Raw genomic sequence first — 17404 nt, forward strand, 5'->3', positions numbered from 1 at the left:
GGAGTGGCGGCCGTCTGGGATCGGCGGGTCTCCGGGGCCCAGGCCCGCGGCGGCGCCCGGGCCCGGACTGGGTGTGGCCAGCGTGGCGGAGACGTGGCCAGCGACCCGCGCCCGTGGCCGGGATGGCCGCGTGATCGCCGAAGCGAGTTGTGTCAGCGGCTCCATCCGCCGCTGACACAACTCGCTCAGCACGAACCCGCGGCCCGCGGTCGGAGCGGGGGTGGGTGACCGGGCTACGACCCCGGCCCGGAGGGCAGGGCTACGGCCCGGAGAAGGCACAGGGCTCGCCCGGCCAGGTGGGCTATGGCCTGTGGGGGGGTGGGGCTACGGCCTGGAGGGCGGGGCTATGAACCGGAGGGCGGGTGGGGACGGTCGTCGCCGGGGGTGGGGTGCGGCTCGCCTTCCGGTGTCGGGGCCCTGCCGACACGGGGCCGGCTCGTGGTGCTGATGGTCTCGTTGCTCCGCGGCTGGCGGACGGCGGCCAGGATGCGGCCGCGCCGGCCCTCGCCGGGGCGGCCTCGGGACGGGCCCTCCAGGGACTTGGCGGTGCCGGTTCCGTCCACGTCGAGCAGGCCGATCGCGTCGGTCGCCGGGTCCGCCCCGGAGGTGGGCGGCGGGCCGTCGGACGGCTCGCCGGCCCGGGCGAGGGGCATGCCGGCGCGGTCGATGAGGTCGGCCTGGCGGCCGAGGTCGGCTTCGATCTGGGCCAGGCGCTCGAGCATCTCGGAGGCGTCACCGCCGCGTTCGCGGATCGTGCGCAGGGCGTCCATGAGGGTGAGCCACTGGTCGCGGTCGACGACGACGTGCTCGGCGAGCCGGTTGGAGGAGTACGGCGGGAAGAGCCGCTGGGCGGCGGCGACGACCTGCCCGACCTGCCCGGGGTTGAGCCGCCCGGGCTTGCTCCGGACGTACTTGACGATGTCCTTGACGCTGATGATCGTGACGCCGTCCAGCGCGCCGTCACTCCACAGGACGCTCGCCTCGACCATCACGAGGACCGGGTAGACCGGGATCTTCGTGGTGGGCAGGGCGGCCCGGACCTGGTTGCGCACCTCGCCGCCGAGCCAGGAGGTCTTGTCGATCGCGGGCTTGAGCGACTCGCCGTCCACCATGGCGCCGCCCTTGGTGTAGCGGACGATGCCCTTGTTGGTGTCGCTGCCGAGGATCATGACGCCGCCGGGGCCGACCAGCAGGTGCCCGATTGTGGCCTGCGAGTAGGGGACAGCGCGGTCGTGCATGATCACATAGCCGTGCCGGCGGAGCCGGGAGATCGCCCGGGCGGTCTTGCGCTCGGCCTCGGCCGCCTCACGCAGGGTCTCGACGTCCGGCGAGGCGCCGAAGGCGGCCACGGCCATGCCCCCGGGCCAGACGATGAGCAGGACCACGAAGACGGCCACACCGAGGCCGGGCAGCCCGAGCCCGAACCCGATGACCAGGCCGAGGCCCATGCCGATCACCGCGGCGCGGATGGCCGCGCGCGGAACCTCGCGCGCGAGGCGGTCGCGTCGGACCATCGCCTGGTTCTCGCGTGCGCGTAGGTATTCCGTGTGCTGGGAGAACCCGGGCCGCCCGGCCCGGGGCGTCGCCGGCCTGGTGCTCGTCGCCATCGTGCCCACCATGGATCGCAGGGGTCGTCAACGTGGTTGGAGACCGTTCTCCGGAGCGCGCCGGGCGTCGTCGCGACAGCGCTGTAGCCGGCCGACTGAACCTCCAGCCCGACCCGGCCACGGCATGATCCCGTGACCGCGCGGACGGAGCCACCCACCCATGGTGCGGTGGGCCCCGCGGTCATCACAAGAGTTGACATCAGTGCTCTGGATGATCCACGAGCAACGGGCCGCCGGCCGGCGGAGTGCCACAACACGTGCCACCCGGTGATTGGACCATGTGGTCCCACCTGGGGCTCGTGGGGTGGCCAGATGAGAACGGACGGTGCGGAGAGTCGTGGTTCGGGCGGTTGTCTGCCACTCAAAGTAGCAGGACTGCCGGTGCCCGGGGCAAGATCGGCCCAATAGCCACCCGATCCCGCCCCACTCGGACCACGTCGTGGCAGGGTCGGGGGTGTCCAGGGGCAGGGACGGGGGATTCAGAAGTGATGGCCGCCGAGAGCCACCCCGGATGGTGTCGTTGTGGGACTTTCGGAGAGGGTTAGGTGTGCGTCCGGTGATCGTGACGTGTCTCTGGTCACTCCGCTCGTCGCGGGTCGTACGGTCACGGGAAGGCTTGCGCTTCGGAGTGGGCCCGACGGCTGTCGCGCGGGTCGCGGTGGCGGCGGAACGCTCCGCGCCGACGGTCGAGGGCGGGGCGGCCGTCGCGCTCAGGAAGTTACCGGCGGGTACGGGTAGGCTCGCCGCGTCGCCGGACGGCACCGGTTGTCGCCGGTCAGTACCGGTCAGTACGGGCCGGATAGCTCAGATGGAGGACCTGTGAGAATCGCGATCGGTCTAGCGATCACGCTGATCGCTCTCGCGGTGGCCGGCCGCCGCGTCTTCTGGCTGACCAGGCTGATCAGGTCCGGTCAACCGGCGCAGGGCCGGCTCGACGACCTGCCGACCCGGATCTGGACCGAGATCAGTGAGGTCGGCGGCCAGCGCAAGCTGCTCAAGTGGTCGGTGCCCGGCCTGGCGCACTTCTTCACCTTCTGGGGCTTCACCGTCCTCGGCCTGACGATCGTCGAGGCGTACGGGGCCCTGTTCGACCACGACTTCCACATCCCGCTGTTCGGGCACTGGGCGATCATCGGGTTCCTCGAGGACTTCTTCGCCGTCGCCGTGCTCGCCGGACTGGTCACCTTCACCGTCATCCGGCTGCGCAACGCCCCGGCCCGGCTTGACCGCAAGTCCCGGTTCTACGGCTCCCACACCGGCCCGGCCTGGGTCATCCTCGGGATGATCACGCTGGTCATCGTGACCCTGCTGATCACCCGTGGCGCCCAGTTCAACGCGGGCACCCACCCGCAGGGCGACACCAAGTGGGCCTTCGCGTCCTGGCTGGTCAGCCTGCCGCTCGATGTCTTCTCGGAACACACCAACGAGCACATCGAGACGGTGTTCCTGCTCCTCAACATCGCGATCATCCAGGGCTTCCTGGTGCTGGTGGTCTACTCCAAGCACCTGCACATCGGCCTGGCGCCGATCAACGTCATCCTCAAGCGGGAGCCGGTCGCGCTCGGCCCGCTGGGCACCACGCCCGACATCGAGAAGCTGATGGAGGAGGACGAGCCGATCGTCGGGGTCGGCAAGGTCGAGGACTTCTCCTGGAAGGCCATGCTCGACTTCTCCACCTGCACCGAGTGCGGGCGGTGCCAGAGCCAGTGCCCGGCCTGGAACACCGGCAAGCCGCTGTCGCCCAAGCTCCTGATCATGGATCTTCGGGACCACCTCTTCGCGAAGGCTCCCTACCTGCTCGCGCCCAAGAAGGCCGAGGACGGCGAGGGCGGCGAGGAGACCACGAAGGCGGCCACCGGCGCGTCCGAGGACGGCTCCAGCAAGCACACCGTGCACCACGTGCCCGAGTCCGGGTTCGGCCGGGTGCCCGAGCCCGGCCAGCCCCAGGTGGACCGCCCGCTCGTCGGCACCGCCGAGGAGGGCGGGGTCATCGACCCCGACGTCCTGTGGTCGTGCACCAACTGCGGGGCCTGCGTCGAGCAGTGCCCGGTGGACATCGAGCACGTCGACCACATCGTCGACATGCGCCGCTACCAGGTCATGATCGAGTCGGCGTTCCCGTCCGAGGCCGGCGTGATGCTGCGCAACCTGGAGAACAACGGCAACCCGTGGGGCGTCTCGCCGCGCTCGCGCACCGAGTGGACCGAGGGCCTGCCGTTCGAGGTGCGCATCCTCGACGAGGGCGAGCGGATCCCGGACGAGGTCGAGTACCTCTACTGGGTCGGCTGCGCCGGCGCCATCGAGGACCGGGCCAAGAAGGTCGCGCGCTCGTTCGCCGAGCTGCTGCACACCGCCGGTGTCGAGTTCGCCATCCTCGGCAGCCAGGAGTCCTGCACCGGCGACCCGGCGCGCCGCCTCGGCAACGAGTACCTCTACCAGGAGATGGCGAAGGCCAACATCGAGCTGCTGAACGAGACGGGCGTCAAGAAGATCGTCGCGACCTGCCCGCACTGCTTCAACAGCCTCGCCCGGGAGTACTCCTCGCTCGGCGGGACGTTCGAGGTCGTCCACCACACCCAGCTGCTCGGCAAGCTGGTCGAGGAACGCAAGCTCGTCCCGATCACGCCGATCGACTCCTCGGTGACCTACCACGACCCGTGCTTCCTGGGCCGGCACAACAAGGTCTACACCCCGCCCCGGGAGATCCTGGAAGCCATCCCGGGTATCCGCGGCCAGGAGATGCACCGCTGCAAGGAACGCGGCTTCTGCTGCGGCGCCGGCGGCGCGCGGATGTGGATGGAGGAGAAGATCGGCAAGCGGGTCAACGTCGACCGCATGGAGGAGGCCCTCGGCCTCGATCCCGATGTGGTCTCGACCGCCTGCCCGTTCTGCATCGTGATGCTCTCCGACGCCGTCACCGAGAAGAAGCTCGCCGGCGAAGCGAAGGAGAGCGTCGAGGTGCTCGACGTCTCGCAGCTGCTCGCCCGGTCACTGGTCGCGCCGACGCCCACGCCGACGGCGGAGCCGTTGAGCAGTTGAGCCGCTGAGCCGGTAGCGAGCCCCGATCGGGCGGTAGCCACACCGTCGCGGCCGTCCCCGAGGAAACTCGGGGGCGGCCGTCGTCGTGTGCGGTCAGGCGCCGGGCGAGCCGTTCGGAATCTCCGGAACCGCCGCCCGGGTGAAGTCGCGGTAGGCCCGGGACGGCGTGGGCCCGCGCTGGCCCTGATAACGGGAGCCGTAGATCGCCGAGCCGTAGGGATGCTCGGCCGGCGTCGACAGCCGGAACAGGCAGAGCTGGCCGATCTTCATCCCCGGCCACAGCTTGATGGGCAGCGTCGCGACGTTCGACAGCTCCAGCGTCACATGGCCGGAGAAGCCCGGGTCGATGAACCCGGCGGTCGAATGGGTCAGCAGTCCCAGCCGGCCCAGGCTCGACTTGCCCTCGAGCCGGCCGGCGAGATCCTCCGGCAGCGTCACGACCTCCAGCGTCGACCCGAGCACGAACTCGCCCGGGTGCAGGACGAACGGCTCGTCGCCCTCGGGCGCCACGAGCTCGGTGAGATCCTCCTGCTCCACCGCCGGGTCGATGTGGCTGTACCGGTGGTTCTGGAACACCCGGAACGCGCGGTCGAGCCGCAGATCCACGCTGGACGGCTGGATCAGCCCAGCGTCGTAGGGTTCGAGTCGGACGCGACCGGCGGTGATCTCGGCCCGGATATCCCGGTCGGACAGCAGCACGGTCGAGGACGCTACCGCAGCGGCTCGGACGTCCCGCCGGCACGAGCCCGGTGGATCATCGCGACCGTCCGATGACGGGATGTGCGGACTGCGGCGATTTCGCCGCCGCCGCGGTGTGGGAGCCGCGGTGCCTCGGGTAGGAGCACCCCGGACGCGCGCGAGGTCGCCCCTACGGGACATCGCCTTCGGTGACACTCTGACTGCGGAGGGAACGGCCGCGAGGGAACGATCGCGGCGGGAACGACCGCGCGGGGAGGGAACCGGTCCGCGCGAGGGAGCTGGCGACGCAGCCGGACGACGATCCAGGATGGGGACGATGCTGGGGCTACCGGATCACATCGAGGCATGCCTGTTCGATCTGGACGGGGTACTGACCCGAACCGCCGCCGTCCACGCCGCGGCGTGGAAGGAGATGTTCGACGACTTCCTGGAGAACTGGGCGAGCCGGTCCGGTGACCCGTTCGTCGCCTTCGACATCGCCACCGACTACGCCGACTACGTGGACGGCCGCCCGCGCGCCGACGGCGTGCGCGCGTTCCTCGACTCCCGGGGCATCCACCTCCCACCCGGCGCGCCCGACGACCCGCCGTCCGGGATGACGATCCAGGCGCTCGCCACCCGGAAGAACATCCTGCTCTTGGAGAAACTGAAGGAGATGGGCGTGGAGGTGTTCCCCGGCTCCGTGCGCTACCTGGAGGAGCTGGAGCGGGCCGGCGTGCCGCGGGCGGTCGTGTCGTCCAGCGCGAACTGCGCCGAGGTGGTGCGGGCCGCCGGCATCGAGCACCTGCTGCTGGCCCGGGTCGACGGCCTGGTCGCCGAGGAGCGCGGCCTCGCCGGCAAGCCGGCCCCCGACACCTTCCTCGCCGGCGCCGAGGCACTGGGGGTGGCTCCCGGCGCCGCCGCCGTCTTCGAGGACGCCATCGCCGGCGTCCAGGCGGGGCGGGCCGGCGGCTTCGGCTACGTGGTGGGCGTCGACCGGGTCGGCCACGCCGAGGCGCTGCGCGGCAACGGCGCCGACACGGTCGTCGAGGACCTCGCCGAACTGCTCGACGGACGTCCGACCGGTCGGGCTCCGAGCGGCCCGGCTCCGAGCGGCCCGGCCTCCGCCGGGGGCGACGCGTGATCGGCCGGCCCACCTACCCCATCGAGGCCTGGTCGCTGACCGAGCACGGGCTCGACCTCGACGACCTGGCCCGCTCAGAGTCGCTGTTCTCGCTGTCCAACGGGCATGTGGGCATGCGCGGCAACCTCGACGAAGGTGATCCGCACGGGCTGCCCGGCACCTACCTGAACTCCGTCCACGAGCTGCGGCCGCTGCCGTACGCCGAGGCGGGCTACGGCTACCCCGAGTCCGGGCAGACGGTCATCAACGTCACCAACGGCAAGGTCGTCCGCCTGCTGGTCGACGACGAGCCGTTCGACGTCCGCTACGGGGATCTTCTCGCGCACACCCGCACGATCGACTTCCGGGACGGGGTGCTGCGCCGGGAGGCCGACTGGGTCTCCCCGGCCGGGCAGCGGGTCAGGATTCGCACCCAGCGTCTCATCTCCTTCTCCCAGCGCTCCGCCGCCGCGATCCACTACGAGATCGAACCGGTCGGCGACACCGCGCGGGTCGTCATCCAGTCCGAGCTGGTCGCCAACGAGCAACTTCCGGGGCGCAAGGGCGACCCGCGCGCCGCCGCCGTCCTGGAGTCGCCGCTCATCTCCGAACGGCACCGCGCCCGCGAGACCATGGTCGAGCTCGTCCACCGCACCCGGCACAGCGACATCCGGGTCGCCGCGGCGATGGACCACATCTTCGCCGGCCCGCGCTCGCTCGGCGTCACCTCGGAGAGCGAGCCCGACACCGGCTGGGTCACCGCGACGGCCGTCCTCAAACCGGGCGAGACCCTGCGGATGGTCAAGTTCCTCGCCTACGGCTGGTCCGAGCAGCGTTCCCTGCCGGCGCTGCGCGACCAGGCCACCGCCGCCCTCGTCGCCGCCCGCCAGACCGGCTGGGACGGCCTCGTCGCCGAACAGCGCGCGTACCTGGCGGACTTCTGGCACCGGTCCGACGTCGAGGTCGACGGGGACGCCGAGGTGCAGCAGGCCGTCCGGTTCGCGCTCTTCCACGTCCTGCAGGCCGGCGCGCGGGCCGAGCGCCGGGCCATCCCCGCGAAGGGGCTCACCGGCCCCGGATACGACGGCCACGCCTTCTGGGACACCGAGAGCTACGTCCTGCCCGTCCTCACCTACACCGCGCCGGCCGCCGCCGCCGACGCGCTGCGCTGGCGGCACTCGATCCTCCCGCTGGCCCGCGAACGCGCCCAGCTGCTCAACCTCGACGGCGCCGCCTACCCCTGGCGCACCATCCACGGCGAGGAGTGCTCCGGCTACTGGCCGGCCGGGACGGCCGCCTACCACGTCAACGCCGACATCGCCGACGCCGTCCTGCGCTACCTGTGGGCCACCGAGGACGAGCAGTTCGAGCTCGAGGTGGGCCTGGAGATCCTCATCGAGACGGCGCGGCTGTGGCGTTCGCTGGGCCACCACGACCTCTCCGGCCGCTTCCGCATCGACGGGGTGACCGGCCCGGACGAGTACTCCGCGCTCGCCGACAACAACGTCTACACCAACCTGATGGCCCAGCGGAACCTCATCGGGGCCGCCGACGCCGTCCGGCGCCATCCCGAACACGCCCGGGCCCTCGGGGTCGACGCGGAGACCGCGGCGAGCTGGCGCGACGCCGCCGAGGACATGTTCATCCCGTTCGACAGACGCCTCGGGGTCCACCCGCAGTCCGAGGGATTCACCGAGCACCAGGTGTGGGACTTCGAACAGACCAGGCCGGAGCAGTACCCGCTGCTGCTGCACTTCACCTACTTCGACCTCTACCGCAAGCAGGTCGTGAAACAGGCCGACCTGGTACTGGCGATGCAGCGCCGCGGCGACGCGTTCACCGCCGAGCAGAAGGCCCGCAACTTCGCCTACTACGAGGCGCTCACCGTCCGCGACTCCTCGTTGTCCGCCTGCTGCCAGGCGGTGCTGGCGGCCGAATGCGGGCACATGTCCCTCGCGCACGACTACCTGCGCGAAGCCGCCTTCATGGACCTGAAGGACATCGAGCACAACACCGGCGACGGCCTGCACATGGCCTCGCTGGCCGGCAGCTGGATCGCGCTCGTCGAGGGCTTCGGCGGGCTGCGCGACACCGGTGAGCTGCTCTCCTTCAGCCCCCGCCTGCCCGAGGGCCTCAGCCGGCTCGCCTTCGGCCTACGGGTACGCTCCCGCCAGCTGCGCGTCGAGGTGATCGACTCCTCCGCCACGTACACCGTGCTCGAAGGCGAGGCGATCACGATCCTGCACCACGGCGAGAAGGTCCGCGTCACCCCCGACCAGCCCAGCAAGCTGGACGTCCCGCCGATACCGGCCCAGGAACGCCCGACGCAGCCCGCCGGCCGGGAGCCGCTGCGGTTCCTGCGCCACGGCAACGGCACCGAGGTCACCAGGGCGGTCGACACCCACCCCGTCGACGGGTGACGAGCCGGGACCGACCAGCGGCCACGGGCCGCGGGGAGCCCGGGGCCGCGGGGAGCCGGGGGCGCGTGAAGTCCCAGGGGTGGCAGTGGGACACGCGCCGCCCGGGTCCAGTAAGATGCGGTTGCACTACGCGGGCGTAGTTCAGAGGCAGAACACGAGCTTCCCAAGCTTGCAACGCGGGTTCGATTCCCGTCGCCCGCTCGAGCCGGTTCGCTGTGGTTGCCGCCCCTGGGGGCGGCTTTCCGGGGGGCCGTTGTTTTTTTCGGGGGGCGACCCCCGAGGCCCCCCGAGCGGCGGGCGTGGTCGGCTGGTGGGGGCGGTCTCCCTTATCGGGGTGTTTCCGTGCCGGTTGCGGGGGCCTTGGGGTGGCACGGGGGCGTCACCCCAGGACCCCGATACCTCGGCGGGTGTACTCGGTCCCGGGCCCGTGTGGTCGGCGGCTTTCCGGCGCGCTCTCGGAGGCTTTTCGGTAGGCGCGCCGTCGTGCGGCACCCCGGACCTCCCTGCACCGCCCTGGCACCCACGACACCGCGCCCGCCGGCCAACACGGCCCTGGTCCCGGCACGAGGTGCTGGCCGGGGTCCGGGATCTGCTCCGAGCTGTTATGCACGCTGGGCCCCCGCCGGGCGATGTGTGGCCGTCGAGTGAGTCCTGATTGCCTCTCCCCCGCCACGGTTCCGCGGCGCCGTGCATACCGGCCGGGCCGGCACGCATACCTATGGATTCGGGGCACTCCCCGGCTAGCTTCGTGCGCTGCCCGGCGCCGCGTCCGCGCACCGCTCGGGATGCTCCCGCGCACACCCTCAGCCCGAGGACGCGACCGTCACAGGCCACGGCCGATCATGGCTTTCTGAGGCCTGATCCAGCCACGACACACACCGTCGCGTGGGCCGGGCGGCGGAGAGTTCCCTGAGGTGGTGGTGGAACCGGTTGGGATGAGATCACGGTCCGGCGGCGGGCAGGTCGGCGACGTCCCAGAGCCGAATTTTGCCGTCCTTGCCAGCGCTGGCAAGCGTGTGTCCGTCATTCGAGAAGGCCAGGGTCTGCACCCAGCTGGCTGGCAGGGGCTGGCCCACCGGGATGGGATGGTCGCGGTCGGTTATGTTCCATAGCCGTACTGTCTCGTCGAAGCTGCCGCTGGCCAGCAGGTTCCCGAAGATCGCCACCGACCACACGGTGCTGCGGTGGCCGGTCAGCGGTTCGCCGAGCGGGCGCGGGTTGGCTACGTCGGTCACGTCCCACAGCCGCAGCGTGGTGTCCTTGCTGGCGGTCACCAGGGTGCGCTGGTCAGGGGTGAGGGCCACCCCGTACACGGGGCCGGAGTGGCCGGTCTGGGGTTTCCCGAGCGGATGGGGGTTTGGCCGGGTCGGTCACGTCCCACAGGCGCAGGGTCTTGTCCTCGCCGACGGGCGAACGTGTGCGCGGACGACTGGCGGGTGGCGGGTTTTCTGCTCAGCGCGCGCAGGACGACCTGCCTCACCGGTGCGGGCACCGCGTCCGTCGCCGGGATGGGGTGGGGGCCGGGTCGAACGGCGCCGTGCCGGTCAGCAGCAGGTACAGCACCAATCCGAGCGCGTACAGATCGGTCGCCGGGCCCAGCCGGGCCCCCGCGATCTGTTCGGGAGCCATGAACAACGGCGTCCCGATCACCGTGTTCACGGCGGCATCCGCACCGTCCAGCAGCTTCGCGATCCCGAAATCGGCGACCTTCAACAATCCTGCAGTGTCGAACAGCATGTTGTCGGGTTTTATGTCGCGGTGCAGAACACCCTGGGAATGCGCATAGGAAAGGGCCCCGGCGACCGCGAGGCCGATTGCGCAGGCGCTCTGCTGAGTGATGTCCGCCTGGTGGCTGGTCAGCGTCCCGCCAGCCATCATCTCGGTGACGATCAGGTGCAGATCGTCGGCCTCGACATAGTCGTGGACCCGGATGATGTGCGGATGGTCGAAACGGGCCAGCAGCCGTGCCTCGGTGGCGGAACCGGCCGCCGCCCGGTCGTGACCGCGGGTCGACAGCACCTTGACGGCGACATCGCGGTGCAGGCCGCGGTGCCAGCCGGCCAGCACCAGCCCGAAGGCGCCCGCGCCGATCTGGTCGCCCAGTTCGTAGCCGGGCAGAGCCGCGGCCACCCGCGCTCGGTCAATCATCATGATCGGGCGTCCGGCCTCCGGCGATCCTTGTCGGAGACCATCGCGGAACCGCCCACTTCCCCCGGCACGATGGGTGATCCTACGGCTGCGCTTCCGCCACCCGGACGGCAGGGCCTCGCCGTCGCGGCGTCCCGAGCGACTGACCGGCGCCGATGGTGCCGGGGCGCTCGCTGACATACTTCCTGGGCACCGCTGGCTCCTGCCAGCGGGGGAGTGGCGGCCCGCGGTGGCGGTCCGCCCGGTTCCAGCCGGGGGAGCCCGCCGGTGCAGGGCACACGTCCCACCATCGAGGAAAGGCTGATCGCATGGGCGTTTCGATTGAAAGCCTCTCACCGGGAGACGGCAAGACTTTCCCCAAGAAGGGGGACCGGGTGACGATGCACTATGTCGGCACCCTGCGTGACGGCAAGAAGTTCGACTCGTCCCGGGACCGGGGCGCGCCGTTCGTCACGGAGATCGGTGTCGGCCGGGTCATCAGGGGATGGGACGAGGGGGTCCCGCAGCTTTCCCTCGGGGAGAAGGCCGTGCTCACCATCACGCCCGACTACGGGTACGGCCCCGGCGGTTTCCCGCCCGTCATCCCGCCGAACTCCGACCTGGTCTTCGAGGTGGAGCTGCTCGCCATCAACTGACCCGGCGACGGGCCTGGGAGCGCGGACCGGCGGCGTCCCGAGCGGGGTCGCCGCCGGCCGCGTCCCACCTGGTGCCGAGCGCCGTGTCAGGGAGCCGGGTAGCGGCTCACGGAGTCGGGCAGGTGGCGCCGGCCCAGCCCATGACCGTGCAGTAGGTGCTCCGGCTGACCTTCCACCTGCCATCGACGATCAGGGCGTTGCCCGGGGTCACCCCGAAGTCGATTCCGCCCTGGTAGGTGATGTGAAACCGCAGCGCCGCGTGCGACGGGTCGGTGAAGACGATGTCACTCGTGGTCACACTGGCGGTCTGGGTGGCCTGCGGGAAGTTCTGGGTCGCCTGGGCGAGGGTGGCGGCCAGGTTCTGTCCGTCGTCCACCGCGGCGAGGCTGTGCGCCGGGTCCTGGCCGCCGGTGAACGCCTGGGTGTAGGCCTGCGCGACGGCGGTCCGGGCCGCGGCGGGGTTCCGCGGCTGGCGGCCCGGCTTGACCGGGCAGGTGGCACCGGCCCAGCTCATGACGGTGCAGTAGGTCGTCCGGCTGACCTTCCACCGACCGCCGCTGATCAGCGCCGTGCCGTCGACCTCGCCGAAGTCGACACCACCCTGGTAGCTGAGGTGGAACCGCAGCCGCGCGTCCCGCGGACCGTCGAAGGCGATGTTGCTGACGGTCACCTGGGACGTCTGGGTGGCCTGCGGGAAGTTCTGGGTCGCCTGGGCGAGGGTGGCGGCCAGGTCGGGGCCGTCCTCGACCGCGGCGAGGCTGTGCGCCGGGTCCTGGTCGCCGGTGAACGCCTGCGCGTAGGCCGCCCTGACGGCTGCCTCCGCCCGGGCCCGGACGAACGGCTGGGGTCCGTTCTCCCCGGCCAGGGCCGCCTGTGCGGGGATCATGGCCGAGACCGCGGCGAGCAGGAGCGTCAGCGTGGCCAGGTGCCGTCCGCCGCGGGTGCGGGTGCGTGCGCGGGTCGTTGCGTTGCCGGCCGGGCGTCGGCCCGGTCGATCGGACGTCGTCATCGAGTCCTCCTCCGCGGCGGGGTTGCCGCATTCGGATAGATGCCGGGCACGTCCGTCAGGTTGACGCGAAGCGGGCGGAATCTCCTGGGGGACCGGGAAGATCGCCTGGATGTGAGCGGTGAGCGGCGGGGTCAGCGGTTGACGTACGTCCCGTCGCAGCTGTAGATCCGTGTCCTGCCGTCGTCGTTGTCGTCGACGTAGCTGAGTTCGAGGTCTCCGTCGTAGATCCAGCCGGCGGTGGTGGAGCCGTCCAGGCGCGCCCACCACCACAGGTTGTTGTGGCCGTTGACGACGCTGCAGTGCAGCCAGACCTTCTTGCTCTTGGCCAGGTTCGCGACCGCGCCGCATGCCGCGTACGGCCCGCTGCGCAGCGCGGTGGCCTCGGTCAGGACGCCGTATCCGTCGCCGTTGTAGCCGTGGCCCGGGCTGCCGGGGCATCCGCTCACGGCCGTGCTGGACGGTGCTGCTTTCGGCGTGGGGGCGGGTGCCTGCGGCGCGGTCGCTCTCGGCGTGGTCGCGGCCGGCGGTGGGGCGAGGGGAGCCGCGGGGCTGCCCGCAGCCGTGGGCGGTGAACCAGGCGAGCCGGCTCCCGGCCCACCCGGTGGGGCACCGGGACCGGGCAGGCCCGGCCCCGGCACGACCTGGCCGGGCACGACCTGACCGGGGATGCCCGCCTTCGGCTCGGAGGGTGGTCTGGCCGGGTCCGCGGTGGGCCCGTCCACGGCCGAGGCGACCATGGGCGCGGCGGGCGACGGCTCGCCGGAGCGGGTGAGCAGCAGGGCGGCGAGCGCGCAGACCACGACGAACGCCACCGCGCCGATCGCGCCGACCAGCCAGGGACGGCGGCCGTGGCCGGGCCGGCGCGGCGCCCCGCCGGTCCCCGCGGCGCCGCCGGCGCCGGCAGGGGCGGCGGTGGGCGGTTCGGTGAGGGCCGGGTCCGGGCCGGGAGCCGGCGGCGGGATGGGCAGCGGGGCGAGGTGGTAGCGGGTAACCTCGGCGGCGACGGTCGGTGGCAGCCACCCCTCGCCGGTCGCCGGTTGCTCGCCGGAGGCGAGCTGGCCGAGCGGGGTGATCAGCCGGCACAGCTCGATCAGCTCGGTGGGGGTCGGCCGGCGCGCCGGGTCCTTCTCCAGGCAGCGGGCCAGGACGTCGCGAACCTGCGGCGGGCAGTCGTCCCAGTCGGGCTGCTGGTGCTCGATGCGGTGGAAGACGGCGGCGTCGACGCCGAACGGCGGGCGGCCGGTCATGGCGTAATAGGCGGTGGCCCCGAGGGCGAAGACGTCACCGGACCGGTCGAGCTGCGCGCCGCGAACCTGCTCGGGGGCCATGAAGGCCGGTGTCCCGAGGCGTGCCCCGGTCTGGGTCATCGCGGCCGTCGCGGCGTCGAGGGCGCGCGCGACGCCGAAGTCGATGACGCGCGGGCCGTCGGCCGCGAGGATGACGTTCCCCGGTTTCAGGTCGCGGTGGATCACCCCGACCCGGTGAATGGACTGCAGGGCCTCCGCGACACCGGCGATCAGCATCAGGACGGTCGTGGCGGGCAGAGCGCCCGTCCGTGCCACGGCTATCGCGAGTGACGGGGCCGGGACGTAGGCCGTGGCGATCCACGGGCGCACCGCGTCGGGATCGGCGTCGATGACCGGGACCGTGTACGGGCCCTGTACCCGCTGCGCGATCGCGACCTCTTTCGCGAACCGGGCCCGGAAGTCCGGATCGGCGGCGAACTCCGGGCGGACCACCTTGACCGCGAGTGGACGTCCGCCGGGGGTGTGCGAGAGATAGACGGCGCCCATGCCGCCCTCGCCGATCCGGGCCCGCAGCGGGTAGCCGCTGATCTCCTCCGGGTCGTGCGCGGTCAGCGGGGTGAAGACGGTGTCCCAGGCGCGGCTGCCGGACGTGCCGTGTGCCGACGTGCCGCGGCGTCCCGACACCTCGGAGGTGAGGTCTTCGGAGGTGAGGTCTGCGGACCACGGCGGTTGGCCACCGGATGGCGGCGTGTGCGGGCCGCTTCCCGCCGTCCTCGGTGGCGTGCTGCGCATCGTGTCCTCCGGATGCCGGCCCGCTTCGGTTCCGGCGTACCGGTCGAGACTGCCGGAACCGGATGAAAATTGCCTGAACCAGCCGATATCGCAAGTCTCGTCCGAGATCGCCAGAACCGGACTAGATCCCCAGAACCAGCCGAGATCATCAAAAAACGCCGATCTTCATCATATTGGCCGGTCAGCGGGCGGCCAGCGGAGGGTGCGGCCCCGGGACGCGCGGGTCAGTGGTGGAACCGGACCGGATCGACGGCGAGCTGGTTCGTGGCCGCCCAGTCCCGGCCCCACTCCCACATCGCCTGCAGCACCGGGCCCAGGGACCGGCCCTGCGCCGTCAGCGCGTACTCGACGTGCGGCGGCGCGGTGCTGACGGGTATCCGGTCGACGATCCGGATCGCCTCGAGTTCCCGCAGCCGCTGCGCCAGCATTTTCTCGGTGATGTCGGGGATCAGCCGGCGTAGCTGTGCGAAACGTAGCCGGTCGTGTTCCTTCAGATGTGCGAGGACGACCGGCGTCCACTTCCCGCCGATCACGTCGACCGTGACCTCGACGTGGCAGTGATAGCCGCGGCCGGGCCGTGCCGCGCCCGGGGGCCGTGCTGTGTCCGGGGGTTCGGGCGTTACCGGGGACCGGGGCGTGTCCGGGGGCATCGTCACCACTCCTCACCACTCCTCACGGGGCGCCGTGCCCGCATGGTACGCACTTTTTTGTGCGTACCCCGAGGGTCGCCGACGTCCGGTTTCCCGCTGGTAGTTTCGGGTTCTCCCCAGTCGCCGGAGGTGAAAAGGTGATCCGGCCGTGATCGTCGAGTACATTCGGTACCAGCTACCAGAACACAGCACTGACGAGTTCGAGAAGGCTTATTCACACGCCGCGGCGGCGCTCAGGCGGTCGCCGAACTGCCTGTCGTTCGAGCTCGCCCGCTGCGTCGAAGCGAGCGTCCAGTACATCCTGCGCATCGAATGGGATTCGGTCGCCGGCCATCTGGACGGCTTCCGGCGGAGCCCGGAGTTCCGCGAGTTCCTGGCGCGGATCGGGCCGTACGTCGAACACATCGAGGAGATGCGGCACTATTCGCCCACGGCGGTCGCCGGGCCGGGCGGGGGAGCGCCCGAGCCACCCACCCTCTACGAATGGGCCGGCGGCGCCGAGGCCTTCGAGCGGCTCCTCACCCGCTTCTACGAGACGGTCGTCGAGGACGACCTTCTCGCGCCGCTGTTCGCGGGCATGAATCCGGCGCACGCCCATCATGTGGCGATGTGGCTCGGTGAGGTCTTCGGTGGTCCGGCCGAGTACACCGAGAAACGCGGCGGGTACGAGAACATGCTGGCCCACCACGTCGGGCGGGCGATCAGCGAACGGCAGCGCCGGCGGTGGGTGAGCCTGCTCGTCGACGCGGCGGACGAGGTGGGGCTGCCGGGCGATCCCGAGTTCCGGGCGGCGTTCGTGGGCTATGTCGAATGGGGGACCCGCCTCGCCGTCGAGAACTCCGCACCGGGCGCCACACCCATGCCGCACGCGCCGGTGCCGCGGTGGGGCTGGGGTGTCGCGCCGCCGTGGCAGCCGTCCTGAACCGCTTTCACCCGGCGGCTGCCGGTGCCGGTGCCGGTGGTGCTGGTGGCGCCGGCGGCGGTGCCGCCCGGGTGAGCCGGCCGGCGAGTTCACGGACCCGGTCCGCGAGCTCGGGCGGCCCGAGCACGTCGAAGTCCACGCCGACGAGGCTGAGGTAGATCGCGAGGGCGTCCAGCGAGTTGGAGCCGGTCCGGACGAGGCAGCTCCCGTCGTCGACCGCCTCGATCACGGCGGAGGTCGGGCCGAGCGAGGCGGCGATCACCGCGGCGGGAGCGTGGTAGCGCACCCGGGCCTGGTGCCGGAACCCGGCGGTGGAGACCGACCAGGAGGCGTACGACTGGAGGTCGTCCGCGGGTGGGTCCCGGGGGGTGAACCGAGGGCCGGTCGGGGTCTTCGGCGCGATGCGGTCGAGGCGGAAGTTGCGCCAGGCGTCGCGGTCGACGTCCCAGGCGATGAGGTACCAGCGCCACCCGGTGTGGACGAGGGTGTGTGGTTCGGTGATCCGCGCGGTCGGTGTCCCGTTGTGGTCGCGGTAGTCGAACCGCAGCCGCTGGTGCTCACGGCAGGCGGTCGCCACGGCCATCAGGACGTCCGGGTCGACCGCCGCGGGATTCGTGCCACGCAGGGAGACGGTGACCGAGTGCAGCGCCAGCACCCGGTGCCGGAGCCGGGTCGGCAGGACCTGTTCGAGTTTCGTCAGCGCCCGGATGGCGGACTCGGCGATGCCCTCGACCGAGCCGCTGGCGGCGGCGGTGCGCAAACTCACGGCGACGGCGACGGCCTCGTCGTCGTCGAGCAGCAGCGGCGGTAGCTGGGCGCCGGCGCCGAGGCGGTAGCCGCCGGCCGTGCCGGGGGCGGCATGCACGGGGTAGCCGAGGCTGCGCAGCTTGTCGACGTCCCGCCGGACGGTGCGGGCGGTGACCCCGAGCCGGTCGGCCAGGTCCGCCCCGGACCAGTCGCGATGGGTCTGCAGCAGCGAGAGCAGCCGGAGCAGGCGGGCCGAGGTCTCGAGCATGTACCCGAGTCTGCCGCTACCGGCGGACAGTCCGCGGTCCGCGATCAGTCTGCTTGCTCTCTCCGGTTGCTTTACGGCTGATCAGGTTGATTGTCCGAAAAGTGGTAGTCCCACATGAG

13 protein-coding genes and 1 tRNA gene are annotated in these 17404 nt (G+C 71.6%); 6 read left to right on the forward strand and 8 right to left on the reverse strand.

Annotated features, from left to right (window positions below):
- Window positions 1-344: 344 nt before the first annotated feature.
- Window positions 345-1607 carry a nuclease-related domain-containing protein gene (locus tag B056_RS0133515; RefSeq protein WP_035753733.1) on the reverse strand — a complete coding sequence of 421 codons (1263 nt, stop codon included), beginning with the start codon at window positions 1605-1607 and terminating at the stop codon, window positions 345-347.
- Window positions 1608-2426: 819 nt separating this feature from the next.
- Between B056_RS0133515 and B056_RS0133520 the strand changes: the two genes are divergently transcribed.
- Window positions 2427-4646, forward strand: a complete 2220-nt coding sequence (locus tag B056_RS0133520; protein WP_018506210.1) for a (Fe-S)-binding protein — start codon at window positions 2427-2429, stop codon at window positions 4644-4646.
- A 93-nt stretch (window positions 4647-4739) separates the two neighbouring features.
- Here B056_RS0133520 and dcd read toward each other — a convergent pair whose 3' ends face one another.
- Complete coding sequence (gene dcd / locus B056_RS0133525; protein ID WP_018506211.1) at window positions 4740-5345, reverse strand: dCTP deaminase; 606 nt, start codon at window positions 5343-5345, stop codon at window positions 4740-4742.
- A gap of 316 nt (window positions 5346-5661) precedes the next feature.
- Here dcd and B056_RS0133530 point away from each other — a divergent pair, with 316 nt between their 5' ends.
- From B056_RS0133530 to B056_RS0133540, 3 genes are all read left to right on the forward strand, one after another.
- Window positions 5662-6468: an HAD family hydrolase gene (locus B056_RS0133530; protein ID WP_035753736.1), complete on the forward strand. Its 807-nt coding sequence runs from the start codon at window positions 5662-5664 to the stop codon at window positions 6466-6468.
- Window positions 6465-8867, forward strand: a complete 2403-nt coding sequence (locus tag B056_RS0133535; protein ID WP_018506213.1) for a glycoside hydrolase family 65 protein — start codon at window positions 6465-6467, stop codon at window positions 8865-8867. Before B056_RS0133530 ends, B056_RS0133535 begins: the two co-directional genes overlap by 4 nt.
- 130 nt (window positions 8868-8997) lie before the next feature.
- Window positions 8998-9068, forward strand: a tRNA-Gly gene (locus B056_RS0133540).
- 740 nt (window positions 9069-9808) lie between these two features.
- On the opposite strand, the gene B056_RS39870 is transcribed toward B056_RS0133540, so the two are convergent.
- Both B056_RS39870 and B056_RS39875 read right to left on the reverse strand, forming a co-directional pair.
- The gene (locus B056_RS39870; RefSeq protein ID WP_195905981.1) at window positions 9809-10141 is read right to left on the reverse strand and encodes a WD40 repeat domain-containing protein; all 333 of its coding nucleotides are present in this window, start codon (window positions 10139-10141) and stop codon (window positions 9809-9811) included.
- Window positions 10142-10343: 202 nt separating this feature from the next.
- Window positions 10344-11018: a serine/threonine-protein kinase gene (locus tag B056_RS39875; protein ID WP_026240458.1), complete on the reverse strand. Its 675-nt coding sequence runs from the start codon at window positions 11016-11018 to the stop codon at window positions 10344-10346.
- Window positions 11019-11323: 305 nt separating this feature from the next.
- Between B056_RS39875 and B056_RS0133555 the strand changes: the two genes are divergently transcribed.
- Window positions 11324-11650, forward strand: a complete 327-nt coding sequence (locus tag B056_RS0133555; protein WP_026240459.1) for an FKBP-type peptidyl-prolyl cis-trans isomerase — start codon at window positions 11324-11326, stop codon at window positions 11648-11650.
- 106 nt (window positions 11651-11756) lie between these two features.
- On the opposite strand, the gene B056_RS0133560 is transcribed toward B056_RS0133555, so the two are convergent.
- The 3 genes from B056_RS0133560 to B056_RS0133570 all read right to left on the reverse strand — a co-directional run bounded on the left by B056_RS0133560 (window position 11757) and on the right by B056_RS0133570 (window position 15348).
- Window positions 11757-12659: a hypothetical protein gene (locus B056_RS0133560; protein ID WP_018506215.1), complete on the reverse strand. Its 903-nt coding sequence runs from the start codon at window positions 12657-12659 to the stop codon at window positions 11757-11759.
- Window positions 12660-12790: 131 nt separating this feature from the next.
- Window positions 12791-14698, reverse strand: coding sequence for a serine/threonine-protein kinase (locus B056_RS0133565; protein ID WP_026240460.1), 1908 nt, complete (start codon window positions 14696-14698; stop codon window positions 12791-12793).
- Between the two features lie 224 nt (window positions 14699-14922).
- Entirely contained in the window at window positions 14923-15348 is a 426-nt protein-coding gene (locus B056_RS0133570; RefSeq protein ID WP_230203315.1) for a winged helix-turn-helix transcriptional regulator, read from the reverse strand.
- A 148-nt stretch (window positions 15349-15496) separates the two neighbouring features.
- Between B056_RS0133570 and B056_RS0133575 the strand changes: the two genes are divergently transcribed.
- Entirely contained in the window at window positions 15497-16270 is a 774-nt protein-coding gene (locus B056_RS0133575; protein WP_018506218.1) for a globin domain-containing protein, read from the forward strand.
- A gap of 7 nt (window positions 16271-16277) precedes the next feature.
- Here the strand turns inward: B056_RS0133575 and B056_RS0133580 are convergent, their stop codons facing one another.
- The gene (locus B056_RS0133580; RefSeq protein ID WP_018506219.1) at window positions 16278-17285 is read right to left on the reverse strand and encodes a helix-turn-helix transcriptional regulator; all 1008 of its coding nucleotides are present in this window, start codon (window positions 17283-17285) and stop codon (window positions 16278-16280) included.
- Window positions 17286-17404: the final 119 nt, after the last annotated feature.

This window comes from Parafrankia discariae (assembly GCF_000373365.1).
In the GTDB taxonomy this organism is placed as follows: Bacteria; Actinomycetota; Actinomycetes; order Frankiales; family Frankiaceae; genus Parafrankia; species Parafrankia discariae.

Coding starts and splice junctions, on each gene's coding strand:
- B056_RS0133515 (WP_035753733.1), bottom strand. CDS start 1,607: ATGGCGACGAGCACCAGGCCGGCGACGCCCCGGGCCGGGCGGCCCGGG.
- B056_RS0133530 (WP_035753736.1), top strand. CDS start 5,662: ATGCTGGGGCTACCGGATCACATCGAGGCATGCCTGTTCGATCTGGAC.
- B056_RS39875 (WP_026240458.1), bottom strand. CDS start 11,018: ATGATGATTGACCGAGCGCGGGTGGCCGCGGCTCTGCCCGGCTACGAA.
- B056_RS0133555 (WP_026240459.1), top strand. CDS start 11,324: ATGGGCGTTTCGATTGAAAGCCTCTCACCGGGAGACGGCAAGACTTTC.
- B056_RS0133560 (WP_018506215.1), bottom strand. CDS start 12,659: ATGACGACGTCCGATCGACCGGGCCGACGCCCGGCCGGCAACGCAACG.
- B056_RS0133565 (WP_026240460.1), bottom strand. CDS start 14,698: ATGCGCAGCACGCCACCGAGGACGGCGGGAAGCGGCCCGCACACGCCG.
- B056_RS0133570 (WP_230203315.1), bottom strand. CDS start 15,348: ATGCCCCCGGACACGCCCCGGTCCCCGGTAACGCCCGAACCCCCGGAC.
- B056_RS0133580 (WP_018506219.1), bottom strand. CDS start 17,285: ATGCTCGAGACCTCGGCCCGCCTGCTCCGGCTGCTCTCGCTGCTGCAG.